Below are 4,416 nucleotides of genomic sequence, written 5' to 3' on the forward strand. Positions count from 1 at the left end.
ACTATCGCTCGGTTAACTTTTGGCAGCCGCAAAAACAGCCAGAACCTGTAGTCGAATCGATACATCAAGATGCGATCGCCACTATAGAAGAAGCCCTCGATCGAGTTGTCCAAGATCATTGCACACGCACTGTAATGCTTCAAGGCGATCCGGGTTCTGGCAAAACTTATCTATTGGGACGGCTCAAGAAGAAGCTAAATCATAAAGCCTTTTTTGTCTACATCAAGCCATTCCCTCAGAGCGATCGCATCTGGCGGCATATCTTGCGCTACACCGTAGACAGTATGATACAAGTCCCAGAGGGGCAGACAGATTCTCAGTTAATGCTTTGGCTCAAGAGTCTATCTGCTTTCACAAAACACAGCCCAATAGTGAGAGTCCTGAAGGATAACTTTTGGGAGTTATTCACAAGCGATCGGAAACATTTCATCAATCACCTCAAAAAAACTTACCAACAAGCAGGTATCTATAATGCAGACAACTTTTTTGGAGTACTGCATGACCTCACTAATCCAGAATTGTACACTTCAGCCTGCCAATGGCTACAAGGAGATGATTTAAGTGAAGAGTCTCTAAAGGAACTGGGAGTTAAAGGCTCTATTGATACAGAAGAAGCCGCGAGTGAAATTCTAGCAAATTTTGGTAGAATTTCTGCCGAAACTCAGCCAATTGTATTGTGTTTCGACCAACTAGAAAGCATTGCCCGCCTGCCTGATGGCTCTCTTGATTTGCAACGCTTATTCAGCGTTCAAACTAAAATTCACGACGAAAACAATAACTTTTTGGTCATTGTCAGTATTGTTACTAATACCTGGAGGGAGAATGAACACCGTATTGATCAATCACATAAAGATCGTATTGATACAGAAGCTTATCTAAAACCTATTAACATTAAGGAAACAGAATCACTGCTGGCTACTCGTCTCTCTCCACTGCATCGTCAAGCGAACCCCAAACCCGATTCTCCCATTTATCCTCTAACTCAGCAATTCTTGACAGAGGAATTTAAACGTGGCAGAACTAGCCCTAGAGAAGCACTAATGTTTGGTCGGGATGTAGTTCAGGATTATAAAAAGTGGCTCGCTGGTGGTAAACAAGGAGTATTTCAACCTACGAAGAAAAAGAAACCCGGTGCAAACGATCGCGAAGAGCTGATAGCCAACTTCAAATTGAAATGGATTGAGGATTTTAATAAAGTTCAGCAGAGGATTACTAAAGTTCGCCATGAATCCTCACCTGAATTAATTCAGATGCTGCAAGAAGTATTAACTGCATTGCAAGCAGAAGAAATAAAAACTCCACTCCTTACTGGAACAAAGTTCGCTAGTTATTCCTTTAGCTATAAAACGACTAGCAAGTTGGAGCGAATAGGAGTTGTTTGGACAGAAGATGAAAATATGGGTACTTTTTTCCATATAATGGAAGCTTGCCGGAAGGCAATTGAGCAAAATTTGTGCCGAACTCTGTACTTGATTCGTGCCGAAGGACTGGGTAAACCCAACAATAAGGGTTATAAACTTTATACGAAAATCTTCACAGGTTCTCCTCATCGCCGAATTACCCCAAACCCGCTCTCCGTTCAATATTTAGTTACCTACTACGACTTGGTGAAAGATGCGCGAGAGGGAGACTTCGTTATTAGAGGCGAAACTATTGGCTTGAAAAATTTACAAGCCCTCATCCGTGAATCTGAAGTTTTGCAAGATTGTCCTTTATTGCAAGAATTGAAAATTGTGCCAGTTGGAATTATTCAACCTCCACCTATTGAGCCTGTTAAAGATTTCTTATTTAATTTTGTTATAACCCAGCAAATTTTGGGGCGGCAAACATTAATTAAGAATGCTACTAGTCAGTTTCCTGATTTTGATGAATCGCAAATTGACCAGCTAATTGACCAATTATGTCAGGAAAATAAAATTCAAATTCTTGACCCTCGTGCGAAACCAAAGGCACAGTTAGTCTGTTTAGTGCCGAAAGCTAGCTAATGCTGTCAATTGTTTGTAGTTTACTGTAATAATAATTAGGCTATCTTAGCCAATGCCGTACCTAACACAAACCGCAGATATCCAGGCATTCATCAACCAAATTACTTCTGCAAAAACTCTCTGGCTAGATACAGAAGTTGCTGACTGGCAGACTCCCAACCCAAGACTATCTCTAATTCAGGTCTTGCCTGAACCTAACGATTTAACGGGTGATGCTGCTTACATCCTGGATGTGTTGGATAAACCTGACTTGGTAGCATATTTTGTGAACCAAATCATGGTTGATCCAGAGATTGAAAAAGTTTTTCATAATGCTAATTTTGATGTCAGATATCTGGGAGGTAAAGAACAAGCAAAAAACATAACTTGTACCTTTAAAATGGTCAATAAATTGACCAAAAAGCACCGCTCCGATCGCCTAAACGTATCGAACAAGCAACTGAAAACCCTAGCAGTAGAACTTTGCAATTTCTCCGAGGTGGATAAAGGGGAACAGCAAAGCGATTGGGGACAGCGACCTCTCACTGAAAAGCAGCTTAAGTATGCCAAGATGGATACAGTCTATCTGGCTCAAGTGCATCGTTGTTTATTAGAAAGAATTCAGCCTGATGCTGTGAGTAAAATGTTTGATATACAATCTAGCGACTCAAAGCAGCCAACTCAAAAATCTCAACCCACCTCCTTCAGCGTTACGAAAGTCCGAGTTGCCTTTGAGTGTCCTCGCTTGTTTTATTTGGGACATCGCTTTGGTGGAAGGATGATGTTTTTCCCACCTGGCAACCCTCCTAAAATTGGTACCCAATTTCATCAATTAGCTGACCATTTTGCGTTTATTGCCAAGCAGGAACCAAGGTTCCAGGCGTTGTTTGAGCCAGAGGCTGATCAACTCAATGTAGATGCGATCGCTCAACAGCTACAACAACTTTTCTATGAATTATCCTTTTTCCCCTACCTGCAAGCAACCGTCAAAACCGCTCCAGGCAAAGCAACCGCACTTTATCAGCTTTGGGAAGGATTAAAAGGACTCATTCGGCGTTGGGCTGAATTACTCGTGCGAAATCGGCGCTATTGCAATGCATCTGATGTGATTAGCAAAACGTTAATCGCCCTCAAACCTACCGTTAAGCATCACTTCCAACTGCCCAATGGTACGCAGCAATTGGTACAGGGAAGATTTGACAGTGTAGTTTATGACTTTGAAAACCACCGCCTCTGTGTGGTGGAATATAAAACGTATCAGTCCCCAGACAAGTCAGCCCAACTTGCTCAAGCTGCCCTCTACAGTTATATGTTGCGGGAAAAGCTTGGAGTACCTATAGATTCAGCGGTTTATAGTGTTTTGCCCAACTGGGACGAGATTAGCTTTACTTGGGACGAACTAGAAAACACAGTTCATCAGCTAATTCCTCAGAAATTACAACAGATGCGCCAATGGGTTGATTGGGAGCCGCCTCAACCCAATCCGCCGTCACCCACACCTCACCCAGATTTATTGTGTGATATTTGCCCTCAGCGGAAAAAGTGCCAAACTTTCTTTACTGTTGATAGTGAATTAGAAAACCTAACCCCCCAACCCCCTTCCCTGCAAGGGAAGGGGGGGCAAGACTCCCCTCTCCTCTTAGGGGAGGGGTTCTTCACTAATTCGGCAACAGCATCAGCATCTACCCCACTACCAGCGCCACCGTCATCAGTTGATGCTGAAGTAATCGCAAAACAATTAGTAGAAACCCTGCAATCTTTCAAGATAGATGTTGATTATCTAGGTGCAGCAGTTGGGCCAGCTTTTATTCGGGTGAAACTTAAACCGAATCGTGGGGTAAAAGTTGGCTCTCTGCTAAAATTATCTGCCGATTTACAAGTACAACTGGGAATCGCAAATCCTCCTCTAATTGCACCTCAAGCTGGGTATGTCAGTGTCGATTTACCTCGTCCGGATCGGCAAGTGGCTTGGTTTGAGAATTACATTCAACCTAAAGCAAAGCCTTCAGATACTCCCGTCAAAATTGCGATCGGGGTAGATTTGGATGGGAAGTTAGTAGAGGCTGATTTGTCCGATCCAAATACTTGTCACTTCTTGGTAGGTGGTACGACGGGAAGTGGGAAAAGTGAGTTTTTGCGATCGCTCCTTCTCTCCCTTTTATACCGTCATTCCCCCGAACAGCTCAAAATTGCCCTCGTTGATCCAAAACGAGTCACCTTCCCAGAATTCGAGCAGATGCCTTGGTTGCTGTCGCCGGTTGTCAAAGATAGTGAAGATGCGATCGCACTCATGGAAGAATTAGTTTCAGAAATGGAGCAGCGTTATCGCTGGTTTGAAGCAGCGAAGTGCCCCCATCTAGATGCCTACAATCAGCAACTCATTCAACGACAAAAGCCACCCATTCCGCGCATTGTCTGCATCTTTGATGAATATGCCGACTTCATGGCAGAA

2 protein-coding genes are annotated in these 4,416 nt (G+C 43.2%); both read left to right on the plus strand.

Going from position 1 to position 4,416, the window contains the following annotated elements; all coding sequences use genetic code 11:
- Positions 1 to 1,985 (plus strand): ATP-binding protein (locus V6C93_RS17645; protein ID WP_333477981.1); only part of this gene is annotated, 1,985 nt, incomplete at its 5' end.
- Positions 1,986 to 2,037: 52 nt separating this feature from the next.
- A partial coding sequence (locus V6C93_RS17650; protein WP_333477982.1) for a DNA translocase FtsK occupies positions 2,038 to 4,416 on the plus strand: 2,379 nt, incomplete at its 3' end.

The organism is Allocoleopsis sp., assembly GCF_036703385.1.
Classification (GTDB): Bacteria; Cyanobacteriota; Cyanobacteriia; order Cyanobacteriales; family Coleofasciculaceae; genus Allocoleopsis.